This is a genomic window from Xanthomonas cassavae CFBP 4642, from assembly GCF_000454545.1.
GTDB classification, from domain to species: Bacteria; Pseudomonadota; Gammaproteobacteria; order Xanthomonadales; family Xanthomonadaceae; genus Xanthomonas; species Xanthomonas cassavae.
The window spans coordinates 1,019,685-1,041,924 of sequence record NZ_CM002139.1; the positions used below are offsets into that span (position 1 = coordinate 1,019,685).

The window sequence follows — 22,240 nt, forward strand, 5'->3', positions numbered from 1 at the left end:
ATGAGCCTCGTGACCACAGCATCGCCAACCACTTCTGATGACCTTGTAACGCCCGCTGCCGACACGGCCGGCCCTGCCGTCGTGCGCGGCGAACTTGTCCTCTCGCTGCCGATGCGCCATGCCGGGCTGCGCGAGCTGCGGCTGCGCTATGAGCTGGTCGGCGCCGCCAGTGCGCCGGTCGTCTTCGTGGCCGGCGGCATTTCTGCGCACCGGCATCTGGCCGGCAATGCCCTGTTTCCCGAGAAGGGCTGGGTGGATGGCCTGGTGGGCGCTGGTCGCGCGCTGGATCCGGCGTCGCGTCGCCTGCTGGCGTTCGACTTCCTGGGTGCCGACGGCACCCTGGATGCGCCGATCGATACCGCCGACCAGGCCGATGCGATCGCCGCATTGCTGGACGCGCTGGGGATCACCCGCCTGCATGGCTTTGTCGGCTATTCGTATGGCGCATTGGTGGGGCTGCACTTCGCCATCCGGCATGCTGCGCGCCTCGGCACGCTGGTGGCCGTCAGTGGCGCGCACCGCGCGCACCCGTATGCGGCGGCCTGGCGCGCGCTGCAGCGCCGCGCGGTGGCGCTGGGCCAGCTGCAGTGCGCCGAAAGCCACGGCCTGTCGCTGGCGCGTCAGTTCGCCATGCTCAGCTACCGCACGCCGGAAGAATTCAGCGAGCGCTTCGACGCGCCGCCGGAAGTGATCAACGGCCGCGTGCGGGTGGCCGCCGAAGACTATCTGGACGCCGCCGGTGCGCAGTACGTGGCGCGCACGCCGGTGACCGCTTACCTGCGCCTGTCCGAATCCATCGACCTGCATCGCATCGACCCGGCGCAGGTGCGCGCGCCCACCGTGGTGGTGGCGGTGGAGGGCGACCGTCTGGTTCCGCTGGCCGACATGGTCAGCCTGGTCGAAGGCCTGGGGCCGCGCGGCAGCCTGCGCGTGCTGCGCTCGCCGTATGGCCATGACGCCTTCCTGAAAGAAATCGATCGCATCGACGCGATCCTGATCACTGCCCTTCGCCTTACCGGAGAAACCGTATGAGCTTTCGCGACCCTGCCGACGCCCCCTGTACTGCCGCCACTGCCGCCGTGCGTGCCGGTATCGACCGCGATACCGCCTACGGCGCGGTGACCCCGCCGATCGTGCTGTCGTCGAACTTTTCCTTCGACGGATTCGGCAACAAGCGCCAGTACGACTACACCCGCAGCGGCAACCCCACCCGCGACCTGCTCGGCGAAGCCTTGGCCGACCTGGAAGGCGGCGCGGGCGGGGTGATCACCTCCACCGGCATGGGCGCGATCAATCTGGTGCTCAACGCGGTACTGCAGCCGGGCGATACGCTGGTGGTGCCGCACGATGCCTACGGCGGCAGCTGGCGGTTGTTCAACGCGCTGGCCAAAAAGGGCCATTTCGCGCTGATCACCGCCGACCTCACCGACCCGCGCTCGCTGGCCGATGCACTGGCGCAGTCGCCCAAGCTGGTGTTGATCGAAACCCCGTCCAATCCGCTGCTGCGCATCACCGACCTGCGCTTTGTCATCGAAGCGGCGAAGAAGGTGGGCGCGTTGACCGTGGTCGACAACACCTTCCTGTCGCCGGCACTGCAAAAGCCGCTGGAATTCGGCGCCGATCTGGTGCTGCATTCCACCACCAAGTACATCAACGGCCACAGCGATGTGGTGGGCGGTGCGGTGGTGGCGCGCGATGCCCAGCTGCACCAGCAGTTGGTGTGGTGGGCCAATGCGCTGGGCCTGACCGGCTCGCCGTTCGATGCCTTCCTCACCCTGCGTGGCCTGCGCACGCTGGATGCACGCCTGCGCGTGCACCAGGAAAATGCCGATGCGATCGCTGCGCTGCTGGATGGGCATGTGGCGGTCAATCAGGTGTATTTCCCCGGGCTGGCGTCGCACTCGGGCCATGCCCTGGCGGCGCGCCAGCAGAAGGGCTTCGGCGCGATGATGAGTTTTGAATTGAACGGTGGCGAAGCAGCGGTGCGCGCGTTCGTCGATGGGCTGCGCTACTTCACCCTGGCCGAGTCGCTGGGCGGCGTGGAAAGCCTGATCGCGCATCCGGCTTCGATGACGCATGCGGCAATGACCGCAGAAGCACGTGTGGCGGCCGGGATTTCCGATGGATTGCTGCGGTTGTCGATCGGGATCGAATCGGCCGACGACTTGCTGATCGACCTGCGCGCCGGATTGGCGCGCGCCGAGGCGACCCTGACCAACGCCGCCCGCAAACAGGTCGACGCATGAGCAGCGTGCTGCCCGTATCGCCGCGCGCAGCGAAGGAAGCGGCGACGCCGACTCCGCGGCTTGCCTTGCTGGGCACCGGAACGGTGGGGCGCGCCTTCGTGACCCGCTACACCGCCTTGCAGCAGCGCCAGTTGCAGCTGCCACGCTTCGATTGGCTGGCCAATTCGCGCATCGCCCACGACTGCGGGGTGAGCGCCGAACAGGCATTGCAGCAGGCCAATGCCGCCCCGCGTGGCCAGGCCATGTTGCAGCCCTGGGCGGAGACCGTGGCGCTGCGTGCCGGCGATGTGCTGGTGGATGCGACCGCCAGCGATGTGGTCGCGCAGTGGCATGTGGAATGGCTGAGCCGTGGCGTGCATGTGGTGACCGCCAACAAACTGGGGCAGGGCACGGCGCTGTCGCGTGCGCAGGCGTTGCATGCCGCCCGGCATGCCAGTGGCGCGCACTACGGCGACAGTGCCACCGTGGGCGCCGGGCTGCCGGTGCTGAGTAGCGTCCGCGCGCTGGTGGCCGGCGGCGATCATATCCATTCGATCGAAGGCGTGTTGTCCGGATCGTTGGCGTGGCTGTTCCATCGGCATGACGGCAGCGTTGCCTTCTCCGATTGCGTGCGCGAGGCGGCGGCGGCGGGTTATACCGAGCCGGATCCGCGCATCGATCTGTCCGGTGAGGACGTGCGACGCAAGCTGCTGATCCTGGCGCGTGCGGCGGGTTGGCAACTGGAAGCCGAACAGGTGCATGTGGAATCGCTGGTGCCGGCCAGCCTCGCCAGAACGCCGCTGGCGGAGCTGGAGGCGCACCTGGGTGCGCTGGACGCGCTGGTCGGCGCGCGCTGGCAGCAGGCGCGGGCTGCAGGGCGTTGCCTGCGCTTCGTCGGTCGTGTGGATGCACACGGTGCAAGCGTGGGATTGCGTGAGCTGGCGCTGGACCACCCCCTGGCCGGTGGTGCCGGTACCGACAACCGCGTGGCGATCAGCAGTGGCCGCTATCGTGCGCAGCCCCTGCTGATCCAGGGCCCGGGTGCGGGCGCCGAGGTGACCGCGGCCGCGTTGCTGGATGACGTGTTGCGGATCGTGGCCGGCTGATGGCGCGATCGAGCCGACTCTGGTGCGTTGCCGTGCGCCTTGCGGCGATGCGAATGCGTGTGCGCGATCGATGCCGCGCGTGTCGACGCGCTGAAACCTTGGATGTGCGCGTTACAACCGACCGACCGTTCGATCCAGGCGTGGTCGCAAGATGATCCGGTGCCGGACGGGTGCGTGATGGATGAAGGCTGGCGCGCGCCGGTTTCCAACTGCCGGCACGCTGCCTGCCGTGCCGGCGCCATCCGCCCATCGGTGCTGGCTGCAACTGGTTCTCGACCGGCCGCGGTGAAGATCAGAGGACGACCGACCGTTGCCCTCTTATCCACCCACACGATTACTGCGTAATGGCCTTCAACAATGCAGCATTGAAGCGCGCCGGGTCCTGCACCTGCGGCGAATGGCCCAGGTTGGCAAACTCGATCAGTTTTGCATTCGGAATCGCGGCCGCCGCGCGCTTGCCCAGCGTGGTGTAATCGCCCACACGTGCCTTGACCTCGGGCGGTGCGGTGTCCTTGCCGATGGCGGTGCGGTCCTTGAGGCCGATGAACAGCGTGGTCGGTACCGCAAGCTTGGGCAGCTCGTAGACCACCGGCTGGTTGAAGACCATGTCGTAGGTCAGCGCCTGATTCCACGCCACGGCCTGCTTGCCCTTGCCCAGCGACATGCCGGCCTGCATGCGCGCCCAGCGTTCGAATTCGGGCTTCCATTGACCGGCGTAATACACGTCCATCTGGTACTTCTTGATCCGTTCGAAGCTGGTTTTCAGCTCGTTGTCGTACCACGCATCCACACTGCGCCAGGGGATGCCTTCGGCCTTCCAGTCTTCCAGCCCGATGGGGTCGACCAGCGCCAGATGCTCGGTGGCTTGCGGGTACATCAGTGCATAGCGAATGGCCAGCATGCCGCCCATCGAATGGCCGACCACGACCGCACGTTCGATGCCGAGCGTCTTCAACAGCGCATGCGTGTTGTCGGCCAGTTGCGCGAACGAAAACTGATAGGCGGCCGGCTTGCTGGATTTGCAAAAACCGATCTGGTCCGGCGCGATGACGCGGTAGCCGGCCTTGCTCAGCGCAGCGATGCTGTCTTCCCAGGTGGCGGCGCAAAAGTTCTTGCCATGCAACAGCACCGCAGTGCGGCCATTGGGCGTGCCGGTCGGCGCAACATCCAGGTAGGCCATTTCCAACGGCTGCTGTTGCGAGGTGAATGCGTAGGTCTTGACTGGATGCGGGTAGTCGAAGCCTTCCAGGCGCGGGCCATAACTGACTTCCTGCGCCAGTAGCGGACTGCAGGCAAGGGCGAGCATGAGGGTGCAAACGCGCTGTCGCATCGTGATCTCCATCCAAATCCAGGCCCTGACAGTACAGCGGCGGATGTGGTGGGAACGTACAGCCGGGTGACGCTTGGCGGGCGCTGCAGGCGCGTTGCTGACGATGGCTGGCGACCAGACTCCACTGCGTGCGCCGGTGTCTGTTGCCCTCATCCGCGCTTGGCGCACCTTCTCCCGTTTGCGGGAGAAGGGCAGAGCGCTTCCTGCGGCTGGTGCGTTTCCTCATCCGCGCTTGGCCCTTCTTCTCCCGCGTGCATGAGAACGGCAGTGCAAGGGCAAGCATCCGTGGAGTGAGTTTTTTCGTCGCTGCGCGCGCTGCGTTGATCGGCACGCCGTCTACGCTTGGCTCAGCATTCGATGACGTTCACCGCCAGCCCGCCGCGGCTGGTTTCCTTGTACTTGTCCTGCATGTCGCGGCCGGTGTCGCGCATGGTCTTGATGACCTTGTCCAGCGAGACCTTGTGCTTGCCGTCGCCGCGCATGGCCATGCGGCTGGCGTTGATGGCTTTCACCGCGCCCATCGCATTGCGTTCGATGCACGGAATCTGTACCAGCCCGCCGATCGGGTCGCAGGTCAGGCCCAGGTTGTGTTCCATGCCGATTTCCGCAGCGTTTTCGATCTGGCCCGGGTTGCCGCCAAGCGCGGCAACCAGACCGCCTGCAGCCATCGAGCAGGCCACGCCGACCTCGCCCTGGCAGCCGACTTCGGCACCGGAGATCGAGGCATTTTCCTTGTAGAGAATGCCGATGGCCGCGGCGGTGAGCAGGAAATCGAAGATGCGTTGTTCGCAGGCGCCTGCGCAGAACCGGTCGAAGTAATGCAGCACCGCCGGAATGATGCCGGCCGCGCCGTTGGTGGGCGCGGTGACCACGCGGCCGCCAGCGGCGTTCTCTTCGTTGACCGCCAGCGCGTACAGGTTGACCCAGTCCAGCGTGGTCAGCGGGTCGCGCATGGCCGCTTCCGGTTTGGACGAGAGTTCGCGATAGAGCGCCGGCGCGCGCCGCGAGACGTTCAGGCCGCCGGGCAGGGTGCCTTCCTCGCGGATGCCGCGGCTCACGCAGGACTGCATTGCATTCCATAGCTCGCGCAGGCCATGGCGGATTTCGTCCTCGCTGCGCCAGCTCTTTTCGTTCTCGAACATCAGCGCGGCAATGCTCAAACCACTGCGCGCGCATTGCGCCAGCAGTTCGTCCCCGCTGAGGAACGGATACGGCAGTGGCGTTTCGTCGGCCACGATGCGGTCGTCTGCGGCATCGTCCTGGTTGACCACGAAGCCGCCGCCGACCGAGTAGTAATCGCGTGTGGCGATCACAGCGTCTTGGGCGTCGTAGGCGGTGAATCGCATGCCGTTGGTGTGGTACGGCAGCTTCTGCCGCTTGTTCATCGGCAGATCGCGTTTTTCGTCGAAGCCGATGGCGTGCTGGCCCATCAGGGTGATGCGCTTGCCGGTGCGGATGCGCTCCAGCGTGGCCGGAATGATGTCCGGGTCGATCAGGTTGGGGCGGTGGCCTTCCAGCCCGAGCAGCACGGCCTTGTCGGTGCCATGGCCGCGGCCGGTCAGGGCCAGCGAGCCGAAGACTTCGGCGCGGATGCGCACCACGTCCTGCAGTCGCCCTGCGTCGAGCAGCCAGCGATGCACGAAGCGCTCGGCCGCGCGCATCGGCCCCACGGTGTGGGAGGAACTCGGACCGATGCCGATCTTGAACAGGTCGAACGTGCTGACAGCCATGCTTGCCGGAGAGGTGAGCGTAAAGGCGGCTATTCTAGTCGTTCGGCGACTGCGGCACGGCTGCAGCGCACCATGAGACTTCCGCATGGCCCTGACCCTGTATCAGCGCGATGACTGCCACCTGTGCGACCAGGCCGTGGAAGTGCTGGCGCAGGTGCGAGCCGGCGAGTTCGGTAGCGTCTTTATCGACGACGATGCGGCGCTTGAGTCCGCTTATGGGGCACGTGTGCCGGTGTTACGCGATGCACGCGGGCGCGAGCTGGACTGGCCGTTCGATGGCGAGCGCTTGCGTGCGTGGCTGGATGAGGCCGGCCGCTGACGCGTTCGACTCGGCATTAGCCGCGCTTTGCAGGGGTTCTGTGCCGCGCGCGATGACGGCAGCGGCTGCCTGCGCTGGCGCCAACCTCAGGTCAGCGACACCACTGGGTTTCGCAAGGTACGCCATCGCCGTCACCGTCCATCTGGGTGGTGGGGCAGTGCTGCAGCACACATCTGGCATCGGCGCAGGAGGTCATCTGCGAGCAATGTGTGCGTCCTGCGCAGCTGAACTGCGTGGATGCCTCGGCCGTGGTTGGTGTCGGCCGGGTCGGTGCCGTTGCCGGTTCCGGCGCCGGCGCGACTGCATCCGCGACTGCATCGCTCAACCGGTCGCGCTGCTGATAGGCAAGCGCGCCGCAACCCATCACCGCCATCAGCAGCAAGACCTTGCCAAGGCCGATTTGCCGGCTGCCGGCACGCATGACACGCACGGCACGTGGGCGGCCGTCCGGGCCGGCGTCGGTCTCCAAGCAGATCAGCTCGCCGATGCATGGCGGCGGCGCGCTGCGGCCGAAGGCGGAAACATGCACGAACACATCATCGCCTGGCCGCGCCGGGGTGATGAAGCCAAAGCCTCGCTTGGCATTCCATCGGGTCAACGTTCCGTGCGTGCGCATCGTTTGCGTCCCTGCAGTCAGCCCCCAGTTTAGCTGTCTCGCGGTGTCACTCCGCACTGCAGGCACAAAAAAGCGGCGGACCCGACGAGTAGTCCGCCGCTCAGTGGCCGCGCCCGGTTGCGGCCTGTGGCGTTATTTCGCCTTCAATACGACCTTGGTGCTGATCGCGGTTTCGTTGGGAATGGTCTTGGTGTCGGCCCAGTCGCCGCCGCCCACGCCGAAGTCCAGCCGCTTCACCACTGCCTTGCCGGCCAGCACCGGCTGCGCGCCGGGCGTCCAGGTGAAGGTCAGCGTGACCGGCTTGCCGACCCCGCGCAGCTCCAGGGTGCCGTCGGCGGCGTACTGGTTGCCGCCCAGGGCGCGGAACTTGTCGGCGCGATACCGCGCGGTGGCGAACTTGGCGACGTTGAAGAAGTCCGGGCCCTGTAGGGTCGAGTCGCGGTCGTTGTTGCCGCTGATCGCGCTGGCCAGCGGAATGCGCACATCGAGCTTGGCGCCGGCCAGGTTGGCCGGGTCGAAACTCAGCGCGGTGTCGAAGCCGGGGAACTTGCCGGTGAACACTTCGCCGTCGTACTTGCTGGCGAACACCAGCGTCGAGCCTGGGGCCTGGACATAATCGGCCGCCAGCACCGGGGTGGCCGCAAAGGTGGCCACCAACGATGCAGCGACCAGCATGGGAGAGGCGAACAGCTTGGACGACATGGGAAATCCTTAAGGTCTGGAGGAAAGCCAGCCGCGCGGCAACATCCGCGCCAGGGTGGCGTCACGCTGGAACAGGTGGTGGTAGAGCGCAGCGCCGGCGTGCGCCAGCACCACGGCGATCAGCAGCCAGAAGCCCCACTCGTGGATGAAGTGCGCGATGGCGCGCAACTGCTCGTCCGGCGGGCTGAGCTTGGGCACATCGAACAGGCCGAACCAGCGGAACGGCCGCAGGCCGCTGGTGGAGTCGTACAACCAGCCCGACAGCGGCATGGCGAAGATCATCGCGTACAGCAGCCAGTGGGTGAGCCCGGCAATGCGCTCCTGCCAGCGCGGCGTGCCGGCCACCGGCGGCGGTGCACCGGCGTAAATGCGCCAGCCCAGCCGCATGATGACCAAGGCCAGCACGGTCAGCCCCACCGACTTGTGCGCGGTGTAGACCCAGAAATATTTCGGTGTCTTGGGCAGCTCGCCCATGGTCAGGCCGACGATGCCCAGTACCAGGATCAGCAGCGCGATCAACCAGTGCAGGGTCTGGCTGACGCCGCCCCAGCGGTCGGTGTTCTTCAGGCTCATGTTCCCGATTCCTGGCTGGCGGCGGTGTCCGGCGTGGTGGGTGCGGCTTGCGGCGGTGCTGGCTCATCCTCGGCGCGGCCTTCGCGCACCGCTTCGGCTTCGATCCGCAATTCCACGCTGTCGCCGATCATCGATTTCCACGCATCGATGCCGAACTCGGCCCGGCTCAGCGTGGCGGTGGCGGAGAAGCCGGCGGTGCGGCGAAACGGCGGCAGCGGATGGCGCTTGAGTGCGTTGAGGGTCACCTCCAGGGTGACCGGGCGGGTGACGCCGTGCAGGGTGAGGTTGCCGGTGACCCTGGCGCGGTTGTCGCCACTGGCCTCCACGCGCGTGGAGACGAAATGCGCGTCGGGAAAGCGCTCGGCGTCGAGTAGGTTGCGTGCCAGGGTGGCCTGGTTCCACTTGGCATCGCCCAGGTCGGCGCGGTGCAACGGCACGGTCACCTCCAGCCGTGCGGACGCCCAGTCGTCCGGGTCGAAGACCAGGCTGCCGGTGCTACCGGACACCGTGCCCAATGCCTTGGAAAAGCCGGCATGTTCAACCGCGAACAGCACCCGGGTATGCACCGGATCCAGCGCGTAGCGCACCGGTGCGGCGCTGGCGGCCAGGCTGGTCAAGGCCAGGGCGGGAAGGAGCAACAGGCGGGCTAGGGGCGTCATGGGCGGATTCTAGACACATCCCGGCGCTGCGCGCGCGGCTTGCGCTTGCAACGATCCATTGCGAGCATGCTGGCTGGACGTGGAAGGGATTCCCACATGCGTGTGCTGCTGATCGTGCTGCTTGCCGTGTTGACGGCATGTCCTGCGTTGGCCGAGGTTCCGGCCATTCCGCGGTTCCGCATCGTCGGCCCGGCCGAGGGCTTGCCCTCTACCATGATCACCGCCATCGCACAGGACCGTGCCGGCTACCTGTGGATGACCACCACCGATGGACTGGTGCGCTACGACGGTGCCGGGTTCAAGGTCTGGCGCAATGAGCCCACCGACCCGCACTCGCTCAGAAGCAACCTGCTGCAAGCGATCTACATCGATTCGCAGGACCGGCTCTGGCTGGCGCTGGGGGGCGCGGGGGTGGCGATGCTCAGTGCTGACCGCGCCACGCTGACGGCCTACCTGCCCAATGAGGTGCCTGAACTCGCAGTGGGCGATGTCTACGCCATTGCCGGCCGTGGCGACGAGATCTGGTTCGGCCTGTCGACCGGCGCGGTGCTGCGGCTGGATGCGAAGGGGCAGTTCAGCGCCCTGGATCTGGCCAAGATGGACGACCCCCTGGCGCCCAATCCGGTCTATGCCCTGGCGCTGGATGATCGCGACCGGATGTGGATCGGCACCCTTGGTGGCTTGGCGTATCACGACGGCATGGCCTTGCATCGGGTGCGCCCGGATGGCGATGAAAGCGGCATCAATGCGTTGCAATGGGTAGGGCAGCGGTTGTGGGCGTCTACCGACACCGGCCTGCGCTCGATGGATGGATCCGGTGTCTGGCACACCCCGACCTGGGCACCGATGTTTGCGGCGGGCAATCGTGTCTGGGCGGTCGCCGATGCGGGCGATGGCGAATTCTGGCTGGGCACCGAGCAGGGGCTGTGGCATACCCGCCCGGACCAGCCTCCGGTGCCGGTCAACAACGGCGATACGCCGCTGGTGTCCAACCGACACGTGACTACCATCTGGCGCAGTGCACATGGCGGCATCTGGGTGCCCTTGCATGGGCGCGGGCTAGCCTACCTGCGCGAAGACTGGCGGCGCACGGCAGCGTTCAAACAGATCAACGAGCAGGGGAAAGGGCTCAGTTGCAGCCTTGCACCCGCTGCACGTTCGGGCGGGCTGTGGCAGTTCGATCGCAGCGGCCGGATGCTGCGCTATGACACCTCCACCGGTACATTGACCCAGACCGGCATCCAGCAGCCGGAGTTCCGCGACATGGAGGTGGCAACCGCCCTGGAAGATAGCCGCGGCACCGTGTGGCTGGGAAGCGGGCGTTTCGGACTGTCGCGTATCGACTTGACCACCGGCGCGCTACGGCACTTCACCGATGAAGGGCCTGCCGAAGCGGCGCTGTGGATCGGTGAACCAGGCGACGGCACGCTATGGGTGGCATACGAGCAGGTGATCCAGCGACGCGACCTGGCAAGCGGACGGCTATTGGAAACGATCGATCAACAGCACCCGCATGGTTTGAAGGAAGTCGTGTCTGCGCAAATTGGCAAGGGCCCGGATGGGCGCACCTGGGTGAGTGCGTACGGCGGCATGTATGCCTGGCAATCGGCTGCCGGTGGTTTCGTGCCGGTGCCTGGTCTTGAAACCGACGAGACGCTGCAGGCGTTCGTGGTCGAAGATGCCACCCATCTCTGGTTGTATCGCGCAGGCAGCCTTGAACGTTGGGGCAACGATGGCACTGGATGGAAGCGGCTACGCCGCGTCCGCTCGGCCGAGGGCTTTCCTGCGATGGACGCCTACGGGCTGGAGCGCGACAGTCAGGGGCGCTTGTGGTTGTCGGGTCCACGCGGATTGTGGCGCATCGATCCCCGTCAGGCACGGGCACAGGTGCGCAGTTTTACTGCGCGCGACGGGCTGACCAGCCTGGAATTCAGCCGCCGCTGCCTGCTGATGGCGCGCGACGGCGTGCTGGTGGGCGGGACCGCCGATGGCTATACCGTGCTGATCGACACGCGCGCACCGGATGTGCCGACGTTCACGCCGGAGATGCGCCTGGAGACGGTGGGCGTGCAGACTGGCGAACGTCGCCGCAGCTTGCCGATCAGTGGCGGTTTTTCGCTGTCGCCGGTGGACCGCCAGCTACGCATCAACATGCGGCTGCTGTCTTTCATCGATCCGATGGCCAACCGCTACCGCACCTTCCTGAAAGGGTTCGATTCGGGCTGGGTGGACCACGACGCCTCAGGAATGCGGGAGTTTTCGGCCCTGCCGCCCGGCAACTATGTGCTCCAGATGCAGGGTATCGATCCGCTGGGCAATGCGTCGAAGGTGCAGACGCTCGAATTTACCGTCGACCCACCCTGGTGGCGCAGTGACATGGGCCTGGCTGCGATATGCCTGCTTGGCGTGGCGGTGGCAGCGCTGTTCGCCGCCGCCTATCGCCGTCGTGTTCGCATGCGCGCGCAGTGGCAGCTGGCCCAGCACAAGCGCGAGCTGGCCGAACAGGCGTCGTTGGCCAAGACGCGCTTCCTGGCGACGCTGGGGCATGAGGTGCGCACGCCGATGACCGGCGTGCTGGGCATGAGCGAGTTGTTGTTGCAGACGCCGCTGGATACGCGGCAGCGGGGCTACGCCGGTGCGATCCAGTCTGCGGGCAAGCATTTGCTGCGATTGGTCAACGATGCGCTGGATCTGGCCCGCATCGAGGCCGGCAAGCTGCCGCTGGACTACCGCGATTTCGATCTGCGCCAGTTGATCCGGCAGGTGATCGAGCTGGTGCGTCCCAGTGCCGAACAGAAGCAGTTGGCGTTCGCGTGCGAGCTGGATGACGCGCTGCCGCCGGCACTGCATGGCGATGCCAGCCGGGTGCAGCAGATCCTGCTCAACCTGTTGTTCAACGCGGTCAAGTTCACCGAGCGTGGCAGCGTGCACCTGCGTGTCTGCGCTGTGCCGCAGCGCCCCGGGCAAGGCATCCGGGTGGAGGTGCGCGATACCGGTCCGGGCATGAGCGCCGAGCAGCGTGGGCGGCTGTTCCAGCGCTTCGAACAGGCCGAAGGGGCACTCACCCATGCGCGGCATGGCGGCAGTGGACTGGGGCTGGCCATCTGCCGCGAACTGGCCGCGGCGATGGGGGGCGCGGTGAGCGTCAGCAGCGAGCTGGGGCAGGGAGCGTGTTTCGTGGTGGAGCTGCCGTTGCGGTGGGTGACCACGCTGCCTGCGATTGCGCCGGATGCGGCACGTGCAGTGGCGCATCCGCAGCAGGCGTCCTTGCAACTGCTGCTGATCGAGGACGACCCGACGGTGGCGCAGGTGATCGTGGGCCTGCTGCAGGCGCGCGGGCATGCGGTGACGCATGTGATGCATGGTCTGGCCGCCCTGGCGGAGGTAAGCATGCGCAGTTTCGATGCGGGCTTGTGCGATCTGGACCTGCCCGGCATCGACGGAGCCGCGCTGGTGGCGCAGATGCGCGCACGTGGGGTGCGCTTCCCGATCGTGGCAGTGACCGCCCGGGCCGACGCCGATGCCGAGCCGCAGGCGATGGCGGCCGGCTGCAACGGCTTCCTGCGCAAGCCGGTCACCGGGGACTTGCTGGCCAACGCGCTGGCGCGGGTGCTCGCCGAGGCGGCGGACGGGTCGGATGCTGGCGCTGCCGGGTAGTCGATTCCTCTGCCGGGCTGATGCCGCCCGCAACGCGCCGTGCACCCGTGCCCGGCGAGCACCTGGTCGACGACCGCTGCCGCTGCATGCAGCCCGGAACGTTGCAGTCGGCGTACCAGACACTGCATGTTGCCAGCATGCAGCGCGGTCCGCACTATGCGTCGAAAGGGAACAAGGGCGCACGTTGCAACCAATCCGTCTCTCCTGCCGCGTGCTGGCGACCGTGTCGCTGCTCAGGTGCGTGCTGTTGGTATGCCTGACGGCTGCGGTCGCCTGGCCGATGTCGGCCTGCGCCGGTGTGCCGGTGCTGCCGCAGCCGCGGCAGCTGACAGTGGCCAACGGATTGCCCTCCAACGTGGTGTACGGGTTCGACGAAGATGCCAATGGCTATCTGTGGCTGGCCAGCAGCGATGGACTGGCGCGCTACGACGGGCGCAACTTCCGCATCTGGCGCATCGAGGACGGCCTGCGCGACAACCAGGCCTGGGCGGTCCATGTCGACAAGCGCAATCGGGTCTGGGTGGGCACGGGGATGGCGGGGCTGGCGATGCTGGACACCTCGCGCCATCGCTTCACCTTCTACGACAGTGCGCGTTATCCAGCGCTGCGCGGTGCGGCGATCTGGAACATCAAGTCCACCGAAGACGGCAGCATCTGGTTCGGCACCGAAAGCAGTGGGCTGTATCGGCTGCGCCCGGATGGAGCGCTGGAGCATTTCGTGCATCGCGCCGACGACCCGCGCAGCCTGCCCGACAACGCCATCTACCGGCTGGAAGTCGATCGCCGCGACACGCTATGGGTGGGAACCGCCGACGGCGCTGCGCACTGGAACGGCAAGGACTTCGAGCGACAGGCGTTTCCCACGCCGACCTCGCAGATCATCACCCGGCTCACCGCCGATCCCGATGGCAGCCTCTGGATCGGCACCAGCGACGATCATCTGTTTCGACGCGCTGCCGATGGCCGCGTGCGTCCGCATCACTGGAAGGTGTCGGCCACGTTTCCGGTGCTGGGCGTGCTGCTGCGCGACCACGATGGCAGCTACTGGCTGGATACGCTGGACGGGCTGGGCCACGCCACCGGCGATGAGGTAAGCACCGTGCCGCTGTACAGCCTGTCGGCACACGGCCGCATCCGTCCCAACTGGGAGTCGGCCTACCAGGACCGCGAAGGCGGGGTGTGGTTCGCCAGTCCCAATGGGGGGCTGTGGCACCTGCCATCGAACTGGCGCCGCTTCGCGGTGGTCTTCAATTCCAAGGAAGACGGCCAGCATGGTGGCAACCTGGCCATCCAGGCCGCTGCCGAATCGCGCGATGGACGCTTCTGGCTGGTGGGCACCGCCGGCGCGCTCGAGCGGGTCGATCCGGCCATCGGCAAGATGGAGCGGGTATTGCCGAGCCTGGGGGTGAGCAGCTGGTCCTACAGCGTGCTCGAAGATCGCAAGGGCCGGGTCTGGGTGGGGCATTTCGGCGAACTGGTGCGCTATGACCCGGCCAGCGGCGCGCTGCGGCGCTGGAAGATGGCCGACGAGCAACCGCAGGCGGATGGCCAGGATGAAACACGGGATGCAGCGATGGAGGCGCTGCAGCAGACAGCCGACGGGCACCTCTGGGTCCGCACCACCACCGGGCTGCAGGAACGCGATGAAGAGGGCAGGCTGCTGCGCAGGCTGTTCCGGGGCAGCCATGGGCTGGAGCGCGATGTGGTCGTGCACGATCTGCAGAACGGCCCGGATGGCGTGCTGTGGCTGGCAGGAAGCCATGGCCTGCAGCGCTGGAATGCCGCCAGCGAACGGTTCGAGGCGATCGCCGGGGCGCCGCGGGAGCAGATCTTTACCTTTCGCTTCAGCGACAGCGGCGTGGCCTGGTTTGCCGGGCTGGGCACGCTGCATCGGTACCTGTGGAAGAACGGCCGCTTGCAGCATCTGGACACCGTGGGCACCGAGCAGGAGTTTCCGGCGTTGGCGCCGCAAGGCCTGGTGATCGATGGCGATGGCGTGGCCTGGCTGTCGAGCATGCGTGGCCTGATCCGCGTGGATCCTGCCACGCGCGGCGTGCGGATGTTCGGCGTGCATGATGGCCTGCCCAACCCGCAGTTCGTGGCGCGCTCGCTGGTGCAATCGTCCAAGGGCATGATCGTCGGTGCCACGCCCGACGGTCTGGTGATCTTCGATCCTGGCGAACTCAAACCCAACGATCATCGCGTGCCGTTGGTGATCGAACGGGTGGGGTTGCGGCGCGGCGAGCGCGGGCTGGACGTCAGTCATGTGCAGCCGCTGGTGATGCGCGATGGCGATCGCGACCTGCACATCGTGGCGCGCCTGCTGAGCTTCGCCGACTCCGAATCCAATAGCTACCGCTTCCGCCTCAGCGGCTACGACCCGGACTGGATCGACGTCGGTCCCAGCGGCGAGCGCCTGTTCTCGCGCCTGCCTGCCGGGCATTACGTGCTCGAGGTGCAGGGCCGCACCGCCGACGGCATCTGGTCGGCCAGCCAGAACCTGCGGTTCCAGGTCATGCCGCCGTGGTGGTTGTCGCCGTGGGGTCTGGCGGTGCTGGCGATGCTGGTGCTGTGCCTGGTCACCGTTGCGGTGTTGTTGTATCGCCGTCGCCTGCGCCGCTTGAATGCCTGGCAATTGGCGGTGCACAAGCAGGAGCTGGCCGAGCAGGCGTCGCTGGCCAAGACCCGCTTTTTGGCCACGCTCGGCCATGAAGTCCGCACGCCGATGACCGGCGTGCTGGGCATGAGCGAGTTGCTGCTCAAGACCCCGCTGGACACCACGCAGCGCAGCTACACCGAATCGATCCGCCGCGCCGGCGCGCACCTGCTGCGGCTGGTCAACGACGCGCTGGATCTGGCCCGGATCGAATCCGGGCGCCTGGAGCTGGATCTGCAGCCGTTCTCGGTGCGCCAGCTGGTGGCCGAACTGGAAAGCCTGATGGCGCCGCTGGCACAGGAACGCGGCCTGCGTTTCAGCCTGGAAATGGGGCTGCTGGGCGACATCACCGCCAGCGGCGATCCCACCCGTATCCGGCAGATCCTGCTCAACCTGCTCAGCAACGCGATCAAGTTCACCGAGCGCGGGGTGGTGGGGCTCAAGCTGACCACGCTGGGCTCGTATCAGGGCCTGCGCTTCGAAGTGGCCGATACCGGCCCGGGCATCAATGCCGACCAGAAGGCACGGCTGTTCCAGCGCTTCGAACAGGGCGATGGCGCCAAGACCACCTCGCGCTACGGCGGCAGCGGGTTGGGCCTGGCGATCTGCCAGGAACTGGCGCTGGCGATGGGCGGGCATATCGAAGTGATCAGCCGGCTCGGTGCGGGCACGCGCTTTGTGGTGGACCTGCCGCTGCGCTGGGTGACCTCCCATGCCACGCTGGCCGGCGACGTGCCGCGCGCCAGTGCGGCGGTCGCGCCGCAGCGCATCCTGCTGGTGGAAGACGACCCCACCATCGCCGAGGTCATCGTGGGGTTGTTGCGCTCCCAGGGCCATTCGGTGGTGCATGCACCGCATGGGCTGGCGGCGCTGACCGAGGCGGCCGACACCACCTTCGACATCGCCTTGCTGGATCTGGATCTACCCGGGCTGGACGGCTTCGCGCTGGCGCGGCAACTGCGCGTGTTCGGTTACGACATGCCGTTGATCGCAGTGACCGCACGCTCGGACGAAGCGGCCGAACCGGCCGCGCAGGACGCCGGTTTCGACAGTTTCCTGCGCAAGCCGCTGACCGGTGAACTGCTGGCGGACACCATCGCCGAGGCGCTGCAACGGATGCGTGCGCGCGATGGCATCTAGGTAGCGGTCTCGCCACTCACCACAGCAATGACGCAGCGCTGAAGCGCCTTGAAGAGGAGCGGTGCGAGCCGGCATCAAGGCAGGCCAGTGGTGATTTCGCCAGGTCCTGAGCAGGCCGTCGCTCATCCCTGCGCGTGGCCGTGACCGCTGCGCCAATCGGCAATGCAGCGCGGCGCCGGATACTGGTAGTGTGTCCACAACCAGCTGCGTGGTGAGCGTCGAAGGCGAGTGAGGGCGACAGCGTCGTGTTCTGGCAGCATGCCGGTCCCACACGCGCGGCAGCGTTCGCGAAGGCACTCGCCTGCGCCATCGTTCTGCAATGCGCGCAGATCGTGCCAAGACGTCGGCACCCGCAAATACATCGCATGTCGCTGCACGCTCCAGCCGGTGGGATTGCGTTTAAAGCGGCTAACAGAACGTAGCTGAGTAGTTTTGCTAGCTGCTCTTACTCGGCCACTGCCTCCACATCCTTGGGATGCGGCCGGGTTTCGGCCAGCTGCCAGAAGATCAGCGTGGAGGTCAGGGTGATGGCGCCCACGCACAGGAAGGTGGCATGCAGCGCTGCGGTGGCACCGTGCGTATCGCCCAGGTGCGTGTTGAACGCGGCCAGCAGGCTGCCGGCTGCTGCCGCGCCGAACCCGGTCGCCAGCATCATCACCATCGACAGCAGGCTGTTGCCGGGGCTGGCCTGCTCGCGATCCAGATCGCGCAGGGTCACGGTATTCATGACGGTAAATTGCAACGAATTGACCCCGCCAAAGCAGGCCAGTTGCAGCAGCCGCACCCACAGCGGCTGGCCAGCCTCGATCAGCGCGAAGCTGGCCATCGCCAGGCCCACCAGCACGGTGTTGACCATCAGCGTGTTGCGGTAGCCGAAGCGGCCCACCAGTTTGACCGCGGCGCGCTTGGCGGCCATGCCGGCCAGCGCCACCGGCACCATCATCAGCCCGGCGCGCATGGGGCTCATCTCCAGGCCCACCTGCAGCAGCAACGGGATCAGAAACGGCATCGAGCCACTGCCGACCCGTGCGAACAGGTTGCCCAGGATGCCGATGCGGTAGCTCGCCACCTTGAACAGCGCCAACGGAAACAATGCATTGGCGGCCGTACCGGCATGCAGCCAGTAACCGGCAAGCGCGGCCAGCCCCCCGATCGCCAGCAACATCACGAAGGCATGGCGCATGCCGGGTTCGGCGATACCGTCCAGCGCCAGCGACAACGCCACCATGCCGAACGCCAGCATCAGATAGCCGACCAGATCGAAGCGCCGGCGTGCATCGCCGTAATGGTCCGGCATGATCTTCAGTGCAGCGATAAAACCGATGATGCCGATCGGAAGATTGATCAGAAACACCCAATGCCACGACGCCACTTCCACCAACCATCCGCCCAGCGTAGGGCCGATCAGCGGGCCGATCAGGGCGGGAATGGCGATGAAGCTCATCGCGCGCAGAAAGTCTTCGCGCGCCACCGTCTTGAGCACGGCCAGTCGCCCCACCGGCAACAGCATCGCCCCGCCAATGCCTTGCACCACGCGCGCAGCCACCAGCTGCGGTAGTTGCTGCGCAGCGGCGCACAGCAGCGAGCCCAGCGTGAACACGATGATGGCGGCCAGGAAGGTACGCCGGGTGCCGACGCGATCGGCAATCCACCCGGAGGCCGGAATGAACATCGCCACCGCCAGCGCATAGCTGAACACCACCGACTGCATCTGCAGCGGGCTTTCGCGCAGGCTGCGCGCCATCGACGGCAACGCCGTGTTGACGATGGTCGCATCCAGCATCTGCATGAAGATCGCCAGCGACACCAGCCACAGCAGCGGCTTGACTACAGCGTAGACGCGCACGTCGGGAACGGGGTGGGGCATGAGCATCGCCATCGGGAGGGCAGCGCGTTATCCTGCGTGCGCATGCAGAGCGTCGCAACACTATCTGTGATTGCAGGCTGCACAACGCTTCGGCCGGCGGTCACGCGGTATCAGGATTGCCACGTCGCGCTCACCTGCCTGAGGCACACGCGCGAGGCGGAAACCCCGATTGCGATCGATGAATCCTCAGGTCGATCAGCGACAGGCGCTGATGCTGACCGGTCGCGATCAACATGTCGCGCCCTCGGCGCACCGGATGCGTCAGCTCTCTCCTGGGGAGGATTCGAAGCCAAACCTGGCCCTGGACATTGCCTCTTCCATAGCCTGCGCGGCCTGCTGCTGCGCGGCGGCAGCGGCTTGCATGGCCGCCTGCACGGCCAGGTTGCTGGCCGCCATGGCCTGTTCGACCAAGGCCTGCGCCGCCTCGATCGTGGTCCAGACTTGCGACGAGGCAGGCGATTGCGCAGGGATGTAGGGCGCTGCGGTGGTAGCGTCGGTCTGTGCCGGGGGTGTGAACAGTGGACCGTCAGGCACGCGGATCTTTCCTGCAGTGGAAGCGGAGTCGCCCGGGGCAACGGCATCGGTATGCGGTTGCCGTGCTGGCGCCGCGCGTGGGGCGATATCGGCTGGGCGCGGCGCTGAGCGCGTGTCGTCAGGCGCGCTCGCAGGCAGCGGTGCAGACACAGGATGAAAATCGCATAGCGAGATGACGCCGCGGTTGACCTGCAGCAGCGCAGCCAACGTGTCGTTCTGCACGGCGAACACGCTGCTGTTACCAGCCTGGCCCAGCATGCCGCGATCGGGCCGGTGGGCTCCCAGGAATGCCTGGGCCGACTGCAGATAGAGGCGGATCGCATTGCTGGCCGCCTGCTCGCCGCCGTCGCCTCGATAGCGGGTGTGCTGCACGATTTGCTGGGCGGCCAGCGATAGCCGCGCAAAGCCGATCTGGCGACCGCGCGCCAGCCATTCGGCAACGCCACGTTCGACCTCGCTGGGTGAAGGAATTTCCTGCACCTGTGGGCAATCCAGGGTGGTGAACAGCAGCGGCAGCAGCGTCTGCAGCGCCGAGGCCGCCGTATGCGCGCGCTCGTCCGCGGCGGCGATGGTCGCGGTGCAGGCCAGATAGAAGCGGTAGTAGTCGCAAAATTCCAGCGGCGTCCGCGCCTGCTCGATGGCGAATGCCGCCGCTTCCTGTTGCAGCGCCGGCGTGACATTCACCAGCGGCGCCTCGCTGGCTAGCTGGCGCAGCGCCAGGCTGTCCTCCAGGTCCAGCCACTGGAACACCGCAGCGGCATCGACCTTCAACTGCGTCAACAGGGTGCGGCCTGCGGCCAGGTCGTTCGCGGTGTACAGGGCATTGTCGCGACAGATCCGCTGCAGCTGCGCCGTGACCGCTGGACCGGTGTCGCCGGCTTCGGCCTGTGCCAGCGTGCCCAGGTCGGCCGAGCCCAAGGTCATCAGCTTGACCAGGCTGACCCTCAGCTCCAGCTGAGGCAGCAACGCCAAACGCGAGCCGTGCAGGCCCTGCTGCACCTCGTCGAGCAAGCTGCTCTCGTCGGGGAAGTCGTAGCGCACACCGGGCGACTGGATCGCCCAGGCCAGCCATTGCGTGCCGCCATCGATGAAGGCCAGGCATTGCCTGCCCAGCGTCGAGAGCATCGTCGGCATCGAGATCAGGCGGCCTGCGATTGAAACGGACATTGCATGACTCCTTGTGGATTCAACCTATAGGGACTACTTCGGCATCAGGCTTGCCGCCGAGTCGATCCGGGCACCGGCGTCGCCGCCGGAGGCCGGGTTTGTGTCATCGTGACGTCGAAGGCGATGGTCGCGATGCATGGGGTTCGCCGTCGCCGTTGCAGTGTCTGCCGATGCAGCATGCGCCGTCGGCACATCGACTGTCGTCCTGGCCTGCCCGGCCGCAGCGACGATTGGCGCCTCCGGTGGAGCCGGCGTTGGTGGCGGCCCTGGCGTTGGCGCGACGGCCGGCACGGGGTCCGGAGGACTGACCGTGGTGGCGCAGAACCGCTGATAACGCCGACGTCCAGGTTCGTTTCGTCGCGGCGGCGCCTGGGTGCCGATCACCCCGGCTCGTTGCCGAGGATTTCCCGTGCCGCCGCGCCGTCGGCTGTGGTGCCGATCGAGTACAGCGTCGACGCACCCTGGGTCGTCGACGCCTGCATCGTTTCATAGGACTGCTGCTGGTTGTTGGTGGCGTTGTGGGCCGCGTTGGACAACGCCTGGCTGGTCGCAACGAACAGATTGCCCATTGCGATCGCCGGTGCGTCGCCGAGTACCTTGGTGTTGACCTGGGAAACCGAATCGGTGATCTGGCTGTTGACGGAGGTCGGGAAGGCCATGCGGTCGGCTCCTTGCATCGGTTGGAAGAATGGGTTTACGCCACGGCAACGCTAAGGCTTATCGACGTGAAGCCAAGCTGCTTGAGCGTGGTGTGCAATCTGCTGCCACGATATGGGACGCCGTGCGCGGAATTGGTTGGCAGAGCGCGCCTGGGTTTGCAAGAACACGCGGGTAGCGTGCGCGCGCCACTCGATCGAGGCAGCGCCGCTACCGGCGTGACGCGGTAAATCATCGCCTGCTCAAACTCTGCACAGCCTCAACCAGTACGCCTACGTGCTCCGGATTCATGTCCGGCGACATGCCGTGGCCGAGGTTGAAGACATGGCCTTCGCGCGAGCCGCCGTTGCCTTGCGCGTAGCTGTCCAGGGTCTTGCCGACCTCGGCGCGGATCGCCTCGGGCGAGCCGTACAGGGTGGCCGGGTCCAGGTTGCCTTGCAGGGCGACGCGGCCGCCGACGCGCTGGGCGGCGTCGGCCAGCGCGATGGTCCAGTCCACGCCCACCGCTTCGGCACCGCTGGCGGCCAGCTCGCTGACGTAGGCCCCATTGCCCTTTCCGAACAACACCAGCGGGGTGCGCTCGGCGCCGTCGCCGCGTTCCAGCTCGCGCGCGATGCGGGTGAGGTAGGGCAGCGAGAATTGGCGGTACATCGCCGGCGACAACACGCCGCCCCAGGTGTCGAACACCTGCAACGCCTGTGCGCCGGCCGCGCGTTGCGCGGACAGGTAGGCGATCACCGCATCGGTGACGGTGCCGAGCAGGTGATGCAGCACCTCCGGCGCGTTGAAGGCCATGGCCTTGATGCGCGCATATTCCTTGCTGCCGCCGCCTTCGATCATGTAGCAGGCCAGCGTCCACGGGCTGCCGGAGAAGCCGATCAGCGGCACCGCGCCATCCAGCTCACGGCGGATCAGGCGCACCGCATCCATCACGTAACGCAGCTCGGTTTCCATGTCCGGCACGCCCAACCGATGGATCGCGGCGGCATCGCGCACCGGATGGCGGAACTTGGGACCTTCGCCTTCGACGAAATACAGCTCCAGGCCCATCGCATCGGGAATGGTCAGGATGTCGGAGAACAGAATCGCCGCGTCCAGCGGAAAGCGTTGCAGCGGCTGCAGCGTCACCTCGCAGGCGATCTCCGGGTTCTTGGCCATGCCCAGGAAGCTGCCGGCGCGCGCGCGGGTGGCGCGGTATTCCGGCAGATAGCGGCCGGCCTGGCGCATCAGCCACACGGGGGTGCGGTCCACGGGCTGACGGTTCAGGGCACGCAGCAGGCGATCGTTCTTGAGCATGGGAGG

17 protein-coding genes are annotated in these 22,240 nt (G+C 66.8%); 7 read left to right on the top strand and 10 right to left on the bottom strand.

All coding sequences use genetic code 11. The annotated features are described in order from the left end of the window. Genes metX through XCSCFBP4642_RS29890 form a run of 4 tightly spaced genes read left to right on the top strand, consistent with a single transcriptional unit; the run spans nucleotide 1 to nucleotide 3,676 of the window. Entirely contained in the window at nucleotides 1-1,032 is a 1,032-nt protein-coding gene (metX, locus tag XCSCFBP4642_RS24080) for a homoserine O-succinyltransferase MetX (RefSeq protein ID WP_033897990.1), read from the top strand. Next, nucleotides 1,029-2,246 (top strand): O-succinylhomoserine (thiol)-lyase, encoded by a 1,218-nt coding sequence (locus tag XCSCFBP4642_RS0104450; RefSeq protein WP_029218725.1) that lies wholly within the window; start codon nucleotides 1,029-1,031, stop codon nucleotides 2,244-2,246. Before metX ends, XCSCFBP4642_RS0104450 begins: the two co-directional genes overlap by 4 nt. Then, nucleotides 2,243-3,331, top strand: coding sequence for a homoserine dehydrogenase family protein (locus XCSCFBP4642_RS0104455; protein WP_029218726.1), 1,089 nt, complete (start codon nucleotides 2,243-2,245; stop codon nucleotides 3,329-3,331). The genes XCSCFBP4642_RS0104450 and XCSCFBP4642_RS0104455 overlap by 4 nt, the downstream gene beginning before the upstream one ends. Nucleotides 3,332-3,388: 57 nt before the next feature. Further along, nucleotides 3,389-3,676, top strand: coding sequence for a hypothetical protein (locus XCSCFBP4642_RS29890; protein WP_152527219.1), 288 nt, complete (start codon nucleotides 3,389-3,391; stop codon nucleotides 3,674-3,676). Here the strand turns inward: XCSCFBP4642_RS29890 and XCSCFBP4642_RS0104460 are convergent. Together XCSCFBP4642_RS0104460 and XCSCFBP4642_RS0104465 are read right to left on the bottom strand one after the other, a co-directional pair. Continuing rightward, nucleotides 3,666-4,673, bottom strand: a complete 1,008-nt coding sequence (locus XCSCFBP4642_RS0104460) for an alpha/beta fold hydrolase (RefSeq protein ID WP_029218727.1) — start codon at nucleotides 4,671-4,673, stop codon at nucleotides 3,666-3,668. The genes XCSCFBP4642_RS29890 and XCSCFBP4642_RS0104460 overlap by 11 nt on opposite strands. Nucleotides 4,674-5,008: 335 nt before the next feature. Beyond that, complete coding sequence (locus XCSCFBP4642_RS0104465) at nucleotides 5,009-6,391, bottom strand: L-serine ammonia-lyase (RefSeq protein WP_029218728.1); 1,383 nt, start codon at nucleotides 6,389-6,391, stop codon at nucleotides 5,009-5,011. Nucleotides 6,392-6,476: 85 nt separating this feature from the next. On the opposite strand from XCSCFBP4642_RS0104465, the gene XCSCFBP4642_RS0104470 reads away from it, so the two are divergent. Beyond that, the gene (locus tag XCSCFBP4642_RS0104470; protein WP_029218729.1) at nucleotides 6,477-6,710 is read left to right on the top strand and encodes a glutaredoxin family protein; all 234 of its coding nucleotides are present in this window, start codon (nucleotides 6,477-6,479) and stop codon (nucleotides 6,708-6,710) included. Nucleotides 6,711-6,801: 91 nt separating this feature from the next. Here the strand turns inward: XCSCFBP4642_RS0104470 and XCSCFBP4642_RS0104475 are convergent, their stop codons facing one another. From XCSCFBP4642_RS0104475 to XCSCFBP4642_RS0104490, 4 genes are all read right to left on the bottom strand, one after another. Then, nucleotides 6,802-7,326 (bottom strand): excalibur calcium-binding domain-containing protein, encoded by a 525-nt coding sequence (locus XCSCFBP4642_RS0104475; RefSeq protein ID WP_029218730.1) that lies wholly within the window; start codon nucleotides 7,324-7,326, stop codon nucleotides 6,802-6,804. A 132-nt stretch (nucleotides 7,327-7,458) separates the two neighbouring features. After that, complete coding sequence (locus XCSCFBP4642_RS0104480; protein ID WP_029218731.1) at nucleotides 7,459-8,028, bottom strand: YceI family protein; 570 nt, start codon at nucleotides 8,026-8,028, stop codon at nucleotides 7,459-7,461. A 9-nt stretch (nucleotides 8,029-8,037) separates the two neighbouring features. Then, on the bottom strand, nucleotides 8,038-8,601 hold the full coding sequence (locus XCSCFBP4642_RS0104485) for a cytochrome b (RefSeq protein WP_029218732.1): 564 nt from the start codon (nucleotides 8,599-8,601) through the stop codon (nucleotides 8,038-8,040). Then, nucleotides 8,598-9,260: a YceI family protein gene (locus XCSCFBP4642_RS0104490; protein ID WP_029218733.1), complete on the bottom strand. Its 663-nt coding sequence runs from the start codon at nucleotides 9,258-9,260 to the stop codon at nucleotides 8,598-8,600. The genes XCSCFBP4642_RS0104485 and XCSCFBP4642_RS0104490 overlap by 4 nt, the downstream gene beginning before the upstream one ends. Nucleotides 9,261-9,356: 96 nt before the next feature. Here XCSCFBP4642_RS0104490 and XCSCFBP4642_RS0104495 point away from each other — a divergent pair, with 96 nt between their 5' ends. Next, the gene (locus XCSCFBP4642_RS0104495) at nucleotides 9,357-12,917 is read left to right on the top strand and encodes a hybrid sensor histidine kinase/response regulator (protein WP_029218734.1); all 3,561 of its coding nucleotides are present in this window, start codon (nucleotides 9,357-9,359) and stop codon (nucleotides 12,915-12,917) included. Between the two features lie 280 nt (nucleotides 12,918-13,197). Then, entirely contained in the window at nucleotides 13,198-16,713 is a 3,516-nt protein-coding gene (locus XCSCFBP4642_RS0104500; protein WP_084624698.1) for a hybrid sensor histidine kinase/response regulator, read from the top strand. 445 nt (nucleotides 16,714-17,158) lie between these two features. Here the strand turns inward: XCSCFBP4642_RS0104500 and mdtD are convergent, their stop codons facing one another. From mdtD to hemE, 4 genes are all read right to left on the bottom strand, one after another. After that, nucleotides 17,159-18,580, bottom strand: coding sequence for a multidrug transporter subunit MdtD (gene mdtD, locus XCSCFBP4642_RS0104505; RefSeq protein ID WP_029218736.1), 1,422 nt, complete (start codon nucleotides 18,578-18,580; stop codon nucleotides 17,159-17,161). Nucleotides 18,581-18,841: 261 nt separating this feature from the next. Then, nucleotides 18,842-20,281: a hypothetical protein gene (locus tag XCSCFBP4642_RS24085; RefSeq protein WP_029218737.1), complete on the bottom strand. Its 1,440-nt coding sequence runs from the start codon at nucleotides 20,279-20,281 to the stop codon at nucleotides 18,842-18,844. A gap of 380 nt (nucleotides 20,282-20,661) precedes the next feature. After that, entirely contained in the window at nucleotides 20,662-20,940 is a 279-nt protein-coding gene (locus XCSCFBP4642_RS0104515) for a RebB family R body protein (protein ID WP_029218738.1), read from the bottom strand. A 229-nt stretch (nucleotides 20,941-21,169) separates the two neighbouring features. Next, nucleotides 21,170-22,234 carry a uroporphyrinogen decarboxylase gene (hemE, locus tag XCSCFBP4642_RS0104520; RefSeq protein ID WP_029218739.1) on the bottom strand — a complete coding sequence of 355 codons (1,065 nt, stop codon included), beginning with the start codon at nucleotides 22,232-22,234 and terminating at the stop codon, nucleotides 21,170-21,172. Nucleotides 22,235-22,240 lie beyond the last annotated feature (6 nt).